The sequence below is a fragment of the Vicinamibacterales bacterium genome, from assembly GCA_041659285.1.
Lineage (GTDB): Bacteria > Acidobacteriota > Vicinamibacteria > Vicinamibacterales > UBA2999 > 12-FULL-67-14b.
Map to the genome: position 1 here is coordinate 203,614 of JBAZYO010000003.1, position 16,452 is coordinate 220,065.

Annotated in this window: 14 protein-coding genes and 1 tRNA gene; 6 read left to right on the plus strand and 9 right to left on the minus strand. The window is 67.5% G+C overall.

Features of this window, described 5'->3' with window-relative positions; all coding sequences use genetic code 11:
- Positions 1-12: 12 nt before the first annotated feature.
- From leuD to WC815_05875, 4 genes are read right to left on the minus strand one after another with little or no spacing between them, the layout of a single operon-like run.
- Entirely contained in the window at positions 13-645 is a 633-nt protein-coding gene (gene leuD / locus WC815_05860; GenBank protein ID MFA5908280.1) for a 3-isopropylmalate dehydratase small subunit, read from the minus strand.
- On the minus strand, positions 645-2,063 hold the full coding sequence (leuC, locus tag WC815_05865; protein ID MFA5908281.1) for a 3-isopropylmalate dehydratase large subunit: 1,419 nt from the start codon (positions 2,061-2,063) through the stop codon (positions 645-647). The genes leuD and leuC overlap by 1 nt, the downstream gene beginning before the upstream one ends.
- Positions 2,053-3,153 carry a 3-isopropylmalate dehydrogenase gene (leuB, locus tag WC815_05870; protein ID MFA5908282.1) on the minus strand — a complete coding sequence of 367 codons (1,101 nt, stop codon included), beginning with the start codon at positions 3,151-3,153 and terminating at the stop codon, positions 2,053-2,055. Before leuB ends, leuC begins: the two co-directional genes overlap by 11 nt.
- Positions 3,144-4,361: a 2-isopropylmalate synthase gene (locus WC815_05875; protein MFA5908283.1), complete on the minus strand. Its 1,218-nt coding sequence runs from the start codon at positions 4,359-4,361 to the stop codon at positions 3,144-3,146. The genes leuB and WC815_05875 overlap by 10 nt, the downstream gene beginning before the upstream one ends.
- 99 nt (positions 4,362-4,460) lie before the next feature.
- On the opposite strand from WC815_05875, the gene WC815_05880 reads away from it, so the two are divergent.
- Positions 4,461-5,378: a LysR family transcriptional regulator gene (locus tag WC815_05880; GenBank protein MFA5908284.1), complete on the plus strand. Its 918-nt coding sequence runs from the start codon at positions 4,461-4,463 to the stop codon at positions 5,376-5,378.
- A 40-nt stretch (positions 5,379-5,418) separates the two neighbouring features.
- A tRNA-Leu gene (locus WC815_05885) sits at positions 5,419-5,505 on the plus strand.
- A 107-nt stretch (positions 5,506-5,612) separates the two neighbouring features.
- Here WC815_05885 and WC815_05890 read toward each other — a convergent pair.
- Positions 5,613-7,070, minus strand: coding sequence for a phospholipase D-like domain-containing protein (locus WC815_05890; protein MFA5908285.1), 1,458 nt, complete (start codon positions 7,068-7,070; stop codon positions 5,613-5,615).
- Positions 7,071-7,116: 46 nt separating this feature from the next.
- On the opposite strand from WC815_05890, the gene udk reads away from it, so the two are divergent.
- Positions 7,117-7,734, plus strand: a complete 618-nt coding sequence (gene udk, locus WC815_05895; GenBank protein MFA5908286.1) for a uridine kinase — start codon at positions 7,117-7,119, stop codon at positions 7,732-7,734.
- 4 nt (positions 7,735-7,738) lie between these two features.
- Here udk and WC815_05900 read toward each other — a convergent pair whose 3' ends face one another.
- A complete protein-coding gene (locus tag WC815_05900) occupies positions 7,739-7,975 on the minus strand; it encodes a hypothetical protein (protein ID MFA5908287.1) in 237 nt (78 codons plus the stop codon).
- A 96-nt stretch (positions 7,976-8,071) separates the two neighbouring features.
- On the opposite strand from WC815_05900, the gene WC815_05905 reads away from it, so the two are divergent.
- A complete protein-coding gene (locus WC815_05905; GenBank protein ID MFA5908288.1) occupies positions 8,072-8,443 on the plus strand; it encodes an MmcQ/YjbR family DNA-binding protein in 372 nt (123 codons plus the stop codon).
- On the opposite strand, the gene WC815_05910 is transcribed toward WC815_05905, so the two are convergent.
- Together WC815_05910 and WC815_05915 are read right to left on the minus strand one after the other, a co-directional pair.
- On the minus strand, positions 8,373-8,726 hold the full coding sequence (locus WC815_05910; protein ID MFA5908289.1) for a hypothetical protein: 354 nt from the start codon (positions 8,724-8,726) through the stop codon (positions 8,373-8,375). The genes WC815_05905 and WC815_05910 overlap by 71 nt on opposite strands.
- Positions 8,723-9,697: a PrsW family glutamic-type intramembrane protease gene (locus WC815_05915; protein ID MFA5908290.1), complete on the minus strand. Its 975-nt coding sequence runs from the start codon at positions 9,695-9,697 to the stop codon at positions 8,723-8,725. The genes WC815_05910 and WC815_05915 overlap by 4 nt, the downstream gene beginning before the upstream one ends.
- A 186-nt stretch (positions 9,698-9,883) precedes the next feature.
- Between WC815_05915 and WC815_05920 the strand changes: the two genes are divergently transcribed.
- On the plus strand, positions 9,884-11,008 hold the full coding sequence (locus tag WC815_05920; GenBank protein ID MFA5908291.1) for an aminotransferase class I/II-fold pyridoxal phosphate-dependent enzyme: 1,125 nt from the start codon (positions 9,884-9,886) through the stop codon (positions 11,006-11,008).
- Positions 11,009-11,065: 57 nt separating this feature from the next.
- Here the strand turns inward: WC815_05920 and WC815_05925 are convergent, their stop codons facing one another.
- On the minus strand, positions 11,066-13,387 hold the full coding sequence (locus tag WC815_05925) for a DPP IV N-terminal domain-containing protein (GenBank protein ID MFA5908292.1): 2,322 nt from the start codon (positions 13,385-13,387) through the stop codon (positions 11,066-11,068).
- Between the two features lie 174 nt (positions 13,388-13,561).
- Here WC815_05925 and WC815_05930 point away from each other — a divergent pair, with 174 nt between their 5' ends.
- Complete coding sequence (locus tag WC815_05930; GenBank protein MFA5908293.1) at positions 13,562-16,447, plus strand: hypothetical protein; 2,886 nt, start codon at positions 13,562-13,564, stop codon at positions 16,445-16,447.
- Positions 16,448-16,452 lie beyond the last annotated feature (5 nt).

Below are 16,452 nucleotides of genomic sequence, written 5' to 3' on the forward strand. Positions count from 1 at the left end.
GGCGCCTTCGCCCTACGCGATGACGTCGTGCCGCTGGTGTTCGAACGCCGCGATGTCGGACTCGTGCGCCAGAATCAGGTCGATCTCGTCCTTGCCCTCGAGCAATCGCTGCCGCGAGGCCTCGTCGAACGCAAAGCGCTCGGCCAGTCCCTGCGAGTCGCGGACTTCGCACCGTTCGAGGTCGATCTCCAGCTCGTAGCCGTTGCCGGCTTCGGCGCGGTCCAGGATGGTGTTGACCGCGGCTTCCGCGATCGCCACCGGCACCAGGCCGTTGCCGACGGCGTTGTTCTTGAAGATGTCGGCGAACGACGGCGCAATCACGACGCGAAAGCCGGCGTCCTGGAGCGCCCAGGCGGCGTGCTCGCGAGACGACCCGCAGCCGAAGTTGGGCCCCGCCGCGAGAATGGTCGCGCCCTGGTAGGCCGGCTGGTTGAGCACGAAGGCCGGATCCAGATCGCCCGCCGGCGTGCGCCGCCAGTCGTGAAACAGGAACGGCCCGAACCCCGTGCGTTCGATCCGCTTCAGGAAGTTCTTGGGGATGATCTGATCGGTGTCGACGTGGCTCCGCCGCAGCGGCGCGACGCGGCCCCGGTGCACGCGGAACGGTTCGCGGCCGGTCCTGAGCGGAGTCGAAGGCGCGGACATTACCGATACTCCCAGTGACGCACGTCGGTGAAGTGGCCCTGGATGGCGGCGGCCGCGGCCATGGCCGGGCTGACCAGGTGCGTGCGCCCGCCGCGGCCCTGCCGGCCCTCGAAGTTCCGGTTGCTGGTGGACGCGCAGCGTTCGCCTTCCCCCAGCACGTCGTCATTCATGCCGAGGCACATCGAGCAGCCCGGTTCGCGCCACTCGAAGCCGGCGTCGGCAAAGATGCGATCCAGGCCTTCGCGCTCGGCATCCGCCTTGACCTGCTGCGAGCCGGGCACGACCAGCGCCCGCACGCTGGCGTGCACGTGATGGCCGCGCACCACCTGCGCCGCGGCGCGCAGGTCGGCCAGCCGCGCGTTGGTGCAGGAGCCGATGAAGACCCGATCGACCGGCACCGACTCGAGTGGCGTGCCGGGCGTAAGCCCCATGTAGTGAAGCGCCCGTTCCATGGCCTTGGCGTCGCCTTCCGATCCCGCGCCCTTCGGGTCGGGCACCTGCCCGGTAATCGGCAGCGACATGTCGGGCCGCGTGCCCCAGGTGACGACCGGCGCCAGCGCGGTCACGTCGATGGTGATCTCGGCGTCGAACGCGGCGGCGTCATCGCTGCGCAACTGCCGCCATCGCGCGACGGCCTCGTCCCAATCGGCGCCCTTGGGCGCGTGGGGACGGTCCTTCAGGTAGGCGAACGTCGTGTCATCCGGCGCCACCAGCGCGCTGCGCGCCCCGGCTTCGATGCTCATGTTGCAGAGCGTCATGCGCTCTTCCATCGACAACCCCGACACCAGCGGGCCGGCAATTTCGAGCGCGTAGCCGGTGCCGCCGCTGAAACCGAGGCGCGCGATCATCGCCAGCGCCACGTCTTTCGCGGTGACGCCGGTGCTCAACGTGCCGGTGAGCAGCACGCGCATGGCCTTGGGCTTCTGCTGGACGAGGCACTGCGTGGCCAGCACGTGCTCGACCTCGCTGGTGCCGATGCCGAACGCCAGCGCCCCAAACGCCCCGTGCGTGCTGGTGTGGCTGTCGCCGCAGACGATCGTGGTGCCCGGCAGGGTCAGGCCCAGCTCGGGCCCGATCACGTGGACGATGCCCTGGCGGCCGCTGTTGAAGTCGAACAGTGGCACGCCGAACGTCACCGCGTTGCGGCGGAGCGCCTCGACCTGCGCGCGCGCCAGCGGATCGGCGATTGGCAATTCACGGCCCGTCGTGGGCACGTTGTGATCGACCGTGGCAAAGGTCAGGTCGGGCCGGCGGACCGGCCGCCCGGCCAGCCGCAGGCCCTCGAAGGCCTGGGGCGAGGTGACTTCGTGCACAAGGTGGCGATCGACGTAGAGCAGGGTGCGGCCGTCGTCGAGCACGCGCACGACGTGCGCGTCCCACACCTTGTCGAGCAGCGTCCGCGGGCCACTAGACGGCATGGTAGGAATGCCGCCTGTCTCGCACGTCGGTCAATGCGTCTTCGATGGCCTGGCCCATTTCCTGCGTGGACAGCACGCGCTCGCCCGGTCCGGCCAGGTCGCGGGTCCGCGCGCCGGCCGCCAGCGCGTCTTCGATCGCGTGATCGATTTCCGCCGCCTGCTTCTCCATCTTGGCGGTGAAGCGCAGGAGCATGGCGGCGCTGGCAATGGCGCCGATCGGGTTGGCCCAGCCCTTGCCGGCGATGTCGGGGGCCGAGCCGTGCACCGGCTCGTACAGATCGACGCGGCCGCCCAGCGTCGCCGACGGCAACACGCCGAGCGAGCCGGCGATCGACGCCGCCTGGTCGCTGAGAATGTCGCCGAACAGGTTGTCGCAGAGCATCACGTCGAAGCTGGTCGGCGACGTCGCCAGCCGCATGGCCGCGGTGTCAACGTAAACGTGCTCGAGCGCGACGTCCGGGTAGTCTTTCGCCACCTCGGTGACGACGGTGCGCCACAGGCGCGAGGTTTCGAGCACGTTGGCCTTGTCGATCGAGGCGACGCGGTGCTTGCGCTCGCGCGCCCGCTCGAACGCCACGCGCGCCACCCGTTCGATCTCATGACGCGAGTAGATCAAGGTGTTGAACGCGGTGTTCCCCGAGGCCTCGAAGCCGCGCGGCTCGCCGTAATACAAGCCGCCCAGCAGTTCGCGGACGATCAGCAGGTCGGCACCGCGCACCTTTTCGGGCTGGAACGCCGTCCGCTTCGCGAGCGAGGCATGGCAGATGGCCGGGCGCAGGTTGGCGAACCCGCCGAGCGCCTGCCGCAGGGCCAGCAGCGCCGCTTCCGGCCGTTCCGACGGCAGCAGGCCGTCGAACTTGGGATGGCCGACGGCGCCCAGGAGCACCGCGTCGGCGCCGAGGCAGGCCTCGAGCGTGGCCTCGGGCAGGCCCGTGCCGTCGGCGTCGATCGCGACACCGCCAATCCGATGCGTGGTGAAGGTGAACGTCTTGCCCGCGTGCTCGGCCACGTTCTTCAGGATCCGCACGGCTTCGGCCGTGACTTCCGGACCAATGCCGTCGCCGGGCAGCAGGGCGATCTTCAGTGACATGCAGCGTCTCCACGGCGCGCGCCCGCGCCGGCGCCCGCGCCAATGGCCAGCGGCGCCGCCATTTCGTCACGGATGATGGCCGCCAGCTGATCGTCGTCCACCGACTTGGTGCGATCGGCCAGCGCCGTGACCTTGGTGTAAAGGCGCTCGAGTTCGGGCTGCCGCAGCCGGTGACCGAGCGCGCGGCACCGCGCGTCGAGGCCGCGCATGCCGGAGTGCTTGCCGAGCACCAGGCGGGTGCCGGGCGCGCCCACGCTTTCGGGCCGCATGATTTCGTAGGTCAGTTCGTTCTTGAGCATGCCGTCCTGGTGGATGCCGGCCTCGTGCGCGAACGCGTTGGCGCCGACAATCGCCTTGTTCGGCGGCACCGACACGCCGACGATGGCCGATAGCGTGTTGCTGGCCGGCACCAGCCCGGGCGTGTGGATGCCGGTCATGTGGGGCAGGGCGTCGGCCCGCACCTCGAAGGCCATGACAATCTCTTCGAGCGAGGCGTTGCCGGCGCGTTCGCCGATGCCGTTGATGGTGCACTCCACCTGGCGCGCGCCCGCCTGCACGGCGGCAATCGAGTTGGCCACGGCCAGGCCCAGGTCGTTGTGGCAGTGGGCCGACAGCACGGCGCGGTCGCCCAGGCGCTTCTTGACCGTCAAGAACATCCGCTCGATGTCGGCCGGCAGCGCATAGCCGACCGTGTCGGGCAGGTTGATGGTGGTGGCGCCGGCGTCAACGGCGGCGGCCGCCACGTCGCACAGGAACGCCAGCTCGGTCCGGGTGGCGTCTTCCGCGGAAAACTCCACGTCGGCGCAGTACGCCCGGGCGTGGGCTACCGCCTTCGTGACCTGCTCGACACACTGCTGGCGCGTGATGCGCAGCTTGTGTTCGAGGTGGATGTCCGAGGTCGCCAGGAACACGTGAATGCGGGGCCGGGCGGCGCCCGAGAGGGCCGCCCATGCGCGGTCGATGTCCGCGGGGACGGCGCGGGCCAGGCCCGCGATAATCGGCCGGCGCACCGCGCCGGCAATGGTCTTCACGGCTTCGAAGTCGCCGTCCGACGAGATCGGGAAGCCGGCTTCGATGATGTCCACGCCCAAGCGGTCAAGCTGCTGCGCCAGGCGCAGTTTCTCGGCCGGCGTCATGCTGAAGCCGGGGGCCTGCTCGCCGTCGCGGAGCGTCGTGTCAAACACGTGAATGCGGGATCTGGTGGCCATGGTGTCCAAGCTCCGCAATAGTCTCGGGCGGGCGACCAAGATAAGTCAAAGTAATAATATCTATGGATGGAAGGGTCTTCGCTTATAGTATGAGTCGCGATGGAACTATTCCAACTCGAAGCGTTTCTCGCGGTGGTGCGTGAAGGCAGCTTCTCGGCCGCCGCCAAGGCGCTCTACCGGACCCAACCCGCCATCAGCCAGACCATCAAGAAGCTCGAGGATGAGATTGGCCGGCCACTGTTCGACCGCTCCAGCCGCCGCGGCGTCCTGACCGACGCCGGCCGGGTCCTGGCCGACCACGCCGAGCGCCTCGTCAACCTCCGGCAGCGGACGATGGCAGCGCTGGATGACGTGCGGCAGTTGCGCACCGGGCGGCTCACGGTGGCGGCCAACGAGTTGACGTGCCTCTACCTGTTGCCGATTCTGCACGAATACCGCCGGCTCTACCCGGATGTGCACATCACGGTCCAGCGCGCGCTCGGCAGCCGCGTGCCGGCGCAGGTGCTCGACTACGGCGCCGACTTCGGCGTGGTCACCTTCCGCCCCGACACCACCGCCCTCCATTCCATCGTCGTCTACCACGACGAGCTGGCCTTCGTGGTGCCGCCGTCGCACCCGCTGGCCCGGCGCGACAAGGTGTCGATTGCGGAACTGGCGCGCGAGTCGTTCGTGGCGCACCACGTGTCGTCGCCGTACCGCCAGAAGGTAATCGACACCTTCCGCAAGCGCCGGGTCGAATTGCGCATGCCGGTGGAGATGCCCACCATCGACGCGATCAAGAAGTTCGTGGCGATGGGGAACGGGGTCGCGCTGCTGCCGGCCATTACCGTGGAGCACGAGCTGCAGCACAAGGAGCTGGTCCGTGTCGAGGTGCCCGAGCTGGCCTTTGACCGCAAGCTTCGGCTCATCCATCGCCGCGAGGGCGCGTTGTCGCATGCGGCGGAGGCGATGTTGACCGTGGTGGAAGCGCAGAGCGCGCTAAAGCGGGGAAGGTTTGCGTTCGCGGCCGAGCGCTAGGTATACTCAAGGACTCACTGCCTTCGTGAATACCCTCCGTGCGGGAGTGGCGGAATTGGCAGACGCGCTAGCCTCAGGAGCTAGTCCGGGCAACCGGGTGGAGGTTCGAGTCCTCTCTTCCGCACCATTCGACTCACCAACAATTCGCCGGCGGCGAATCGTCGGTTCGCTCATGGCGGGCCACGCGGCCGACAGCCTGGCCGAAGGTAGACATCAACCTCAGCCGCATCGTCATCAGACCTGGTCCTGGAAGATCGAGGCCAGGGCCTGCAGGGTCTTGTCCACCAGCGGCCGCGACTGCCACGCCTCGAGGCTGACCGGCTCGCACAGCTCCGCGTCGCGGGCGAATAGTTCGTTCAACTGACGGGAGAACGCCGCGTCGCACACGCACACGTTGCTCTCCTCGTTGTGCGCGAACGAACGGCTGTCGAAGTTGGTGGTTCCCACCGTCGCCCACAAGCCGTCCACGACCATGGTCTTGTGATGCATCATCGTGCGGTTGTATTCGAGCAACTCCACGCCGGCTTCGAGGAGCGCGCCGTACAGCCGGATGCTGTTCAGGCGCGCCACGCGGTTGTCGTTGCGCCTGCCGGCCACCATGATGCGCACGCGCACGCCCCGCTTCACGGCCTCGCGGAAGAGGTCGATGGCGAGGTGGTCCGGGATGAAGTACGGGTTGGCAATCTCGATGGACAGGTGGGCCGCGGCAATGGCCAGGCAGTGAATCACCCGCACCGTTGACGCGCCGGTGTCCGGTGAACTCATCACGGTCTGCAGCGCCACCGGGCCCACCGCTTCGATCGGCGGGTAGAAGTCGGGGCCGGTCACCAGTTCGCCGGTGGCTTCAAGCCAGTTCTGGGCGAAGCCGGTTTGCAGGGGCCTGACCGCCGGCCCCTCCACTCGGATCTGCAAGTCGCGCCAGTGCTTCTCGTCTTGTGCGTCTCCGGCCCAGTGGTCGGCAATGCCGGCGCCGCCGGTGAAACCGATGCGGCCGTCGATGATCAGCGACTTGCGGTGCGTGCGATTGTTCAAGTGCCGCAGCCGGTTCCACCTGAGGGGGTTGTACCACGCGACGTGGCAGCCGCCGTCGCGGAGGATCTTTAGGATCTCCTCGCCCACGCTGGAGGAGCCGACGGCATCGAGCAGGATCTTGACCCGCACGCCATTCGCGGCGCGCTCCGCCAGCGCGCGCGCGAACGTCACGCCGATCTCGCCGGCCCAGTAGATGTAGGCCTCCATCGTGATCGAGCGCGCGGCCTCGCGGATCGCCGTCAGCATCGACGGAAAGAAGCGGTCGCCGTTGTTCAGGATCTCGAGCGTGTTGCCGGGCGCAAACGGCACGCCGGCCGCGCCGGCCATGGTGTCGAGGAATTCGGGCGACCCGACCTCGAGGCTGTGGTCGAGGCCCCACTGCGGCGGAATCTCCACCGACGTGGAGATCGAGCAGATGCCGGCCACGGCGGCCGCGGCAATCGCCAGCCACCACGCGCCGATGTTCATCAAATACACGGCCAGGCCCGCCCACACCCACCACGACCAGATGACATGGCGGATCCGCGTCCACGCGGTGGAGCTTCCCTTCGGCTTCGTCGTCCGCGGATCGAGGGCCGGCCGATAGCTCCGCCGGGCGGTCCGCGGTGGGTGCCGGAACGGCGACGGCTGGCTGCGCGGAGAGGGTGTCGACGTGCTCACTTGACTCTGGCAAGAGTCTCACAACCGGCTATGATCGATCTCACAAATGGCATCGTTCGTAATTGGCGTGGCCGGTGGTTCCGGGTCGGGAAAGACCACCGTCGTCCGGCGGATCGTTGACAGCCTTGGCCCTGACCACGTCACGCGTCTCGATCACGACCGCTACTATCGGGACCGCAACGACCTGCGCCTGGAGGAACGGGCGGCGCTGAACTACGACCATCCGGATGCGCTCGAAACCGACCTGATGGTGCGGCACGTCCGGGCGCTGAAGGCGGGACAGACCGTGGAGGTTCCGCAGTACGACTTCACGCGGCACGCGCGGCTCGCCGAGACCGACACGTTCCAGCCGCGACGCGCCCTGATTGTGGAAGGGATCCTGGTGCTGACCGACCCGGCGCTCCGCGAGCTGATGGATATCAAGGTGTTCGTGGACACCGACTCCGACACCAGGTTCATCCGCCGCCTGCAGCGCGACGTGGCGGAACGCGGCCGGACCATGGACTCGGTGATCGACCAGTACCAGAGCACGGTGAAGCCGATGCACCTGGAGTTCGTGGAGCCGAGCAAGCGCTACGCCGACGTGCTGATCCCGCTCGGCGGCCACAACACGGTGGCCGTGGATCTGCTGCTCACCATGTTGCGCAGCGTCGCCGGCCGCTGAGGCCTCAGTGCTGCCGGTTGCGGTTGAACAGGTAGGCGCCCAACGCGGCCAGCCCGCCCAGCAGGATGACGTCGCGGATCAACTTGAACAGGTTGATCACCCAGGCGATGCCAATGCCGAAGGCCGCCCACTGCACCCACCATTCACCGGGCGAGGTCATCACGTTGATGATGAACAGCATCAGCACGATGAACGGCGCGGTGACGAGGAACTTCACGCGGCGCAGGGGTCCAAACACCATAGGCTCCTTTCCCTAAACATACGAGGCCGCCCGCGGAAGGTTCGGCCCTGGGCTAGACTCCCATAATCCCGGGGATTTTTCGATGAGGGTCAAGCCGTGATTACCGCCACAGACTTTCGCCGCATCGCCCTCGGGTTAGACGGCGCGATCGAGGGCGCGCATATGGGCCATCCCGACTTCCGGGCACACGGACGGGTCTTCGCCAGCCTCCAGGCGGCCGAGCGCGGCATGGTCAAGCTCACGCCCGAACAACAGGAGAGGTTCATTGCCGGCGATCCCCAGTCGTTCATGCCCGAAAGCGGCGCGTGGGGCCGCCAGGGCTGCACCCGGGTGCTGTTCGCCACGGTGGACGAAGAGGCCCTGGGCGAGGCCATGACCCTGGCGTGGCGGAATTCCGCTACCGCTTCTTCGTCATCGACTCCCAGGCGTCCCACGTCTCGTCGTAGCGATGGGCGTCGGACGCGGTGAAGCCGTAGTCGGGATCGTTCCAGAACTGTTCGAACTCCTCGTCGCTCCAGCCCAGGCTGTCGGCAAAGCTGTCCTTGAACGCCTCTTCGATCAGCGTGGTGTCGCCGCCGTGGTCGTAAACGTGCTGGCCGGCGCGGAGCGCGGCCTCGTTGGCCCAGGCCCAGGCGAGGCCGCCGAGCGCCGCGGCGTAGGCGGACTGGTGCACGCTGCCGCCGCCGGCGCCGTAGAGATTGCGCGCGGCCGTGGAGACCAGCTGAATCAGGTCGGCGAATTCGGCGCTCATGACGTTGTCCCTCCGGCCAGGCGCGGATCCTGGCGCACGAACCAGGCGGTGGCGTTCAGATTGCGCAGTTGCGACAGGTAGATCGTGACCGCCGCGACGCGCGACTTCGGCAGCGGCGGCTTCGTGCGGAGCAGGGCGGCTCGCGCCATGGCCACGCGGCGGCGCAGGCTCGCGGAGTGCGCCAGCGTGGCGCGCGCCCGCGACCAGTCGAAGGCGACCACCGCGACCGCGACGGCGACGAAAATCCACGGCGTGAGCCGGCCGTTGCCGAGCATGAGGGCCGCGCCCGATCCGCTGCCGACGTAGTAGTTGGTCAACAGGTGCTCGAGCCCCACCCACGCGAGGCCGCTCACCGCCACCGCCCGCCACGACGACCCCAGCCGACCGCGGAGCGCGAGGCCCAAGCCGACCGTGGCGCACGCGAGCCCCGTGGCGGCCGCGTGTCCGACGTAACCCGCCGCGCCCCACGCGCCGGGCACCACGTAGAACGTGCCGAGGTGCGGGCCGTACTGACGGGCCATGTCGCGCGCGATGCCCGCGCTGTTCCGGACCAGCAAGGCGTTCTCGGCGAGCGCGAACCCGGCGCCGGCGAAGCAGCCGAGCATCAGCAGATCGGACGGGTTCGGCGCCCGTCCGGATCGGCGCCGGTAGAGCAGGACGACCACGGCGACCGGGATCAGCTTCAGCCCTTCCTCGATGGCGGGGATTAAACCCCAATTGGCAAAGCCGGCGGTGGTGTCGAGGCCGGCGGTGGCCAGGGCGTGCCCCGCCCCGACCATCAACGGCACGACCAGGCCCAGGCCGAGCGCCAGCGTCGAGAGCGCCGAGCCGGCCGCCAGCGATCGCGTGGCGACGGTGATCAACAGGATTTCACCCAGGAACAGCAGTTCCCGCCAGGTGGCTCCCGGCGCGTCCACAGCCAGCAATACCAGCGACAAACCCAACAACGCGAGGGAAACGAGACGAAGCATGGGCGACATGGTAATGGATACGACCGGGCAGCCCGGCTGTTGGTTACTTTTCCTTCTGATGGCCATGCGCCAACAGTTCTTTAGGATTGCCGGGTCTCGGAGTAGAATTCAGCGAATTCTTCGTTCCTTTTGGAGGCATACATGGACGTTCGGTCGCCGTTTTCTCGTCGTCAGTTTGTTGGGGGAGTGGCCGCTGCCGTTGGCGCCCTCAGTCTTCGGCCCGAGGCCGAACTGCTCGCGCAGGGGGTGACCCAGCAGTTCACCGGCGGCGATGCTGAGTACGACGCCTTCGTCAAGCTGGCGAGCAACGAGAACAACTACGGACCGCCGCCATCGGTGATGAAGGCCATGAACGACGCGTGGAAATACGCGAACCGTTACGGCTACCCGGACGGCAACATCACCCAGGTCATTGCCGATCACCACGGCGTCAAGCGCGAGAACGTGCTGCTGACCGCCGGGTCCGGCGAAGGGCTGAACGTGATGGCCACCACCTACCTCGGGCCGGGGAAGAAGGTACTGGGCGTCAGCCCGTCCTACGCCAGCGTGTTCCAGCAGGCGGCCAACGTGAAGGCCGGCTCCATTCAGATCCCGTTGACCAAGGACTACCGGCAGAACATCAGCCAGATGATCGAGGCCACGAACCGCAACGCGCGCGACATCGGCTTCGTCTACATGTGCAATCCGAACAACCCGACCGGCGCGATCGTGACCGCCAAGGAAATCAAGGACCTGCTCGACAACATCCCGAAGGACATGCCGGTGCTGATCGACGAGGCCTACCATCACTTCGTGGATGATCCCGCGTATGGCACCGCGATCCCGTACGTGCTCGAGGGCCGGCCGGTCGTCGTGGCCCGAACCTTCTCGAAGATCGCGGCGCTGGCCGCCATGCGTATCGGTTACTCCGTGGCGCCGGCGGAGATGATTCGCGACATGCGCATCTACGCGTCCAATAGCGTCAACGTGCTGGCCAAGTGGGGCGCGGTCGCCTCGCTGAAGGACAAGGCCGCCGAGGCCGACGTCAAGGCCAAGATCGTCGACATGCGCAACAAGACCACGAAGGTGCTGGAGTCGTGGGGCTACCCGGTGATCCCGTCGCAGGCCAACTTCTTCATGGTGAGCCTGGGCGAGCGCCAGGTGCAGGGCGTGATCGAGGAGTTCCGCAAGATGGGCATCCTGGTCGGCCGTCCGTTCCCGCCCATGCTGAACCACCTGCGCGTGTCGGTCGGCACGCCGGAGGACATGGAGAAGTTCATGACGGCGTTCAAGAAGATCTTCCCGCAGAAGGTCGCCGCGGCTCGGGGCTAACAAGAAAGGCGGGCCTTCGGGCCCGCCTTCTCTCGCCGGCTTTACCTCGCCGTAAGCCTACGAAGTAGGCGAAGGCGGGCCCTTCAACTGAAATCCCGCCGGCGGTTCCGCTCCCAACAAGTGCTTCACGAAGTAGTCCCAGCGACGGCGAACCATGTACGGTTCGTTGCCGAAGCCGTGCCCGCGGTTCGGGAAGATGATCAGGTCGAAGTCCTTGTTTTCCTTGATCAGCGCGTCGACGACCAGCAGCGTGCTGTAGAACGGCACGTTGGCGTCCATCGAGCCATGGGCGAGCAGCAGCTTGCCCTTCAGGTTCTTGGCGAAGTTCTGGTTGGCCTGGCTGTCGTAGTTGGTGGTGCCGTCGGGCCGTTTCTCGAGCAGTCCCTGCCACTTCTCGGCCCAGTCGTCTTCATACACGCGGTTGTCGTGGTTGCCGGCCTGCGACACCCCGACCTTGAAGAAGTCTGGGTACTTGAACATGGCGGCGGCGGTGGCGAACCCGCCGCCCGAGTGGCCGTAGATGCCGGCGCGATCGATGTCGATCCACGGGTAGCGTGCCGCCAGCTCCTTCATGCCGGCGACCTGGTCGGGCAGCGTGTTGTCGCCCATGTCGCCGTAGTAGGCGGCGTGGAACCGCTTCGAGCGCCACGGTGTGCCCATGCCGTCGATCTGGACGACGATGAAGCCGAGTTCGGCGAGGGCTTGTGAATCGCCGCGCGCGGCCGAGAAACTGCGACTGCCCACACTGCCGGTCTGCGGTCCCGGGTAGATGTTGTTGATGATCGGGTACTTCTTCGTCGGGTCGAAGTTGGTGGGCCGGTAGAGCAGGCCGTACAGGTCGCCGACGCCGCCGCGATCTTTCACGGTGATCGGCATCGGCGGCTTCCAGCCGGTGGCGACCAGCCGCGAGATGTCGGTCTTTTCGAGGGGCAGCACCACCTTGCCGGTGTTGTCACGCAGCACCGACACCGACGGCACGTCGGGCTTCGAATAGGTGTCGACGAAGTACTTCCCGTCCGGTGACACCGACACCGTGTGATCGCCGTCGTCCGGCGTCAACAGCTGCACGCCCTTGCCGTCCATGCCCACGCGGTAGAAGTGGCGGAAGTACGGGTCGCGCCCGCGCTCGCGGCCGACGCCCTGGAAGTAGAGGGTTCGCGTGGCTTCGTCGACGCGCGTCAGTTGCGTGACGTTGCCGTCGCCGCTGGTGATCGGGTGCTTCAGCTTGCCGGTCTGCAGGTCGTGCATGTAGAGGTGGCCCCAGTTCTCCTTCTGAGAGAACCAGATGGCCTCGTTCGATCCGGGCAGGTACTTCCAGTTCACCTTGCCGTTGCCGGCTTCAAGGAAGGTCTCACCCTTCTCTTCGAGCACCTCGCGAATGCCGCCGGTGGCGGCGTCGGCCACGCGCAGGTTGGCCTGCTGGTGATTGCGCGAGGTCGAGACGAACGACACCTGGCTGCCGTCAGGGCTCCACTGCACGTCCACCCATTCGCCGCCGCACTTCACATCGTCACAGAGCGTGGAGCGGTGCTGGTCCTGGCCCATCTGCAGGCGGACGACCTTCGGTCCCTCGATCTCGATGATCACGCGCTCGATCATGGTCACGAACTCGTCGCCCGGCAGCGGGTACTTCCACGCTTGCAGGCTGGGGTGGCCGGCCACGGTGTTCACCAGGAACATGTCGCCCGCCTTGCGTTGATCCTGCTGGAAGGTGGCGATCCTCTTCGAATCGGGCGACCACACCAGCACCGGGCTGTCGCTGCGGATCCAGCCGGCGTTGTCGGTGGCGTAGCCGTAGTCCTTGATGCCGTCGCTGGTCAGCTGTTGGTCGGTGCCGGCGGCGAGGTCGCGCACCCACAGGTTGTAGTCGCGGATGAACGCGGCCAGCTTGCCATCCGGGGACACCACGCTGTTCTGGAGCCGCGCCGGGCGATCGCCGCTCGTGCACTGCTTGCCCTGCACGTCGCAGGTCCACCGCTTGAGGTCGCTGTCGAACCAGAAGGACTGCTGGCCGGCGGCAAACGTGAACTGCTGGAACGGGAGCCGCGCCGGCGTCACCGGCTTGCCCATCGCGGAGGTCAGCGCCGCCGCGACCGCGGCGTGGTCGAAGGCCGGGGCCTTGGCCGCGCGCGCCGGGTCCACCAGGATGAACTCGCTGCCCGCGACGGTCACGTTGCGATACCAGAAGCGATCATCCGGCAGCCAGTTGGGCTGCACCGGGCCGTTCGAGACCAGCGGCGAGGTGTTGTAACCCAGGAACTGTTCGGCGCGCGCGTAGTCGGCGGCCGTGACCGCGGCGCGCGACTGGGCGGCGCCAGGGAGGGTCATGGCCGCAATCAGCGCGCCGGTCGTCAGCGAGAGAAGGGTGAGCTTGCGCATGGCGAAAAGTATCGCATGCAGGAAGGGTATATTCACCGCATGCGAACAGCGATATCTCTTGCGGCATTGGTCCTGGCGGCAGTCGTGGGGTGGCCGATAGCACATGCCCAGGGGCCGGCGACCCTCGCACCGGGCTTACCCTCCGTAGTTGTTGCGGAAGGACAGTTGCGCGAAATGGAGTGGCGAAACATCGGCCCGCATCGCGCCAGCCGCACCAAGGCGCTCGACGGCGTGCCCAGCCAGCCGCATACCTTCTACATCGGCGTGGTCAACGGCGGGGTCTGGAAGACCACCGATGCCGGCCGCACGTGGGCGCCCATCTTCGACTCGGCCCCGACCGGCGCCATCGGCGCTCTTGCCGTCGCGCCCTCGAATCCGAGCGTGATCTATGTGGGCGCCGGGGAAGCGCAGCAGCGCCCTGACCTCGCCACCGGTGACGGCATCTACAAGTCCAGCGACGCCGGCAAGACGTGGATCCACCTCGGCTTGCGTGACACCCAGCAGATTGCGCAGGTCGTCGTCGACCCGGCCAACGCCGACCGCGTGTTCGTGGCGGCGCTCGGGCATCCATACGGCCCGAATACCGAGCGCGGCATCTTCCGATCCACCGACGGCGGGAAGTCGTTCGCGCGCGTGCTCTACAAGGACGAGAACACTGGCGGCGTGGACGTGCAGATCGATCCGTCGAACCCCGACGTCGTCTACGCCTCGCTGTGGCAAGCCCGCCAGGGCCCATGGGAGAACGGCGACTTCCGCGGGCCGAACAGCGGACTGTTCAAGTCCGCCGACGGCGGCGCCACCTGGCGCCAGCTCACTACCGGACTGCCGACCTGGGATGCCGATCGCATTGGCCGCATCGGTATTGGCATTGCCCCCAGCCGCCCCTCCCGCATCTTCGCCGTCGTCGAGGCGCGGAACCCAGGCCTGTTCCGCTCGGACGATTCTGGTGAGACCTGGACGCGGGTCAACAGCGATCCGCGCGTGCTGGCCCGCCCCTCTGACGCCAGCGACGTCCGCGTGCATCCGACCAATCCGGACATCGTGATCGTGCCGACGATCGTGACGTGGAAGTCCACGGACGGCGGCCGCACCTTCACCGCGATTCGCGGCGCGCCCGGCGGCGACGATTATCAGAAGGTGTGGTTCAACCCGAACAACCCCGACATCCTGGCGCTGACGTCAGACCAGGGCGCCGTGATCTCGTTGAACGGCGGCGACTCGTGGAGCAGTTGGTACAACCAGGCGACCGCCGCTTTTTACCACGTGACCACCGATAATGCGTTCCCGTACCGCGTGTGCAGCGGACAGCAGGAAAGCGGATCGGCGTGCGTGCAGAGTCGCGGCGATCACGGGCAGATCACCTTCCGCGAATGGTCGCCGGTGGGCGTGGAGGAGTACGGCTACGTCGCGCCAGACCCGCTTGATCCCGACATCGTCTACGGTGGCAAGGTGTCGCGCTGGGACCGCCGCACGGGCCAGGTCCAGCAGGTCGGTCCGAAGTTCGGCCGTGACCCCGGCTACCGCGTCGTGCGCACCATGCCGGTGCTGTTCTCGCCGGTTAATCCGCGCAAGCTGTACTTCTCTTCCAACGTGCTGTGGCAGACCGTCAACGGCGGACAGTCGTGGGATCAGATCAGCCCGGATCTCACCCGCAAGACCTGGGAGATTCCCGGGAACGTCGGCGTTTACTCAACCTCGCCGGAGGCGCAGCCGACACAGCGCGGCGTCATCTACACGATTGCGCCGTCGTACCTCGACGAACGCACGATTTGGGCCGGCACCGACGATGGCCTGATTCACGTGACGCGCGACGGCGGCAAGACCTGGCAGGACGTGACGCCGCCGGCGCTGACGCCGTGGGCGAAGGTGTCGATCATGGACGCCTCCCACTTCGACGCGAACACCGCCTACGCCGCCATCAACACCTTCCGGCTGGACGACCTTCGCCCGCACATCTATCGCACGCGCGACGGCGGCAAGAGCTGGACGCACATCACCAGTGGCATCCCCGACGGCGGCGCGATCAACGTGGTCCGCGAGGACCCGAAGCGGCGGGGCCTGTTGTTCGCGGGATCCGAACAGGCCGTCTACCTGTCGTTCGACGACGGCGACCATTGGCAGTCGCTGCGAAACAACATGCCGGCGACGTCCATTCGCGACCTGGTGATCAAGGACAACGACCTGGTGGTGGGCACGCACGGCCGTTCGTTTTACATCCTTGACGACATCACCCCGCTCCGGCAGGTGTCGGCCGCAATGGCGGCCGCTCCGGATGCTCACCTGTTCGCGCCGCAGGACGCGTGGCGCTTCCGGTGGAACAAGAACACCGATACGCCGCTGCCGCCAGACGAACCGGCCGGCCAGAACCCGCCGGATGGCGCCGTGCTGCACTACTACTTGAAGGCGGCGTCAAACGGGCCGGTCACCATCGAGATTCTCGATGGGCAGGGCGGCGTGGTGCGCCGCTACTCGAGTGCCGACCCGGTGGAGCCGCTGGTGGAGGGCCGCAACACGCCGGACTACTGGATTCGGCCCCATCGGCCGCTGGCCGCATCGGCCGGCCTGCATCGCTTCGTGTGGGACCTGCATCACGAGCGTCCCGCTGTCGCCGGCTTCAGCTATCCAATCTCCGCCATCCTGGCGAACACGCCGCGCACGCCCGCGGGCTCATTCGCGGCGCCCGGCAAGTACACAGTCCGCCTGTCCGTGGACGGCAAGACCCTGACGCAGCCGCTGGTGGTGAAGATGGATCCGCGCGTCAGGGCGACGGCGGCCGACCTCAAGCTGCAGTACGACATGTCGCGCGCGATTGATGCGGCGCTGCGGCGAAGCAACGCCGCCATTCGCGACATCCGCGCCGCCCAGGCGAAGACCGCCGCGCTCACCGAACTGGAGCAGCGCCTGTCGCGGGCCAGCGCGCCGCTCGGTCAGTTGTTTGGCGCCGTGGAATCCGCGGATGCCGCGCCGACACCGGTCGTGCGAGAGGCGTGGAAGGCAACGGCCGCCGCGGTGGACGCGGCGCTGGCGGAGTGGGAAAAAATGAAGGCCGGGCCCAGGTAGCCCGG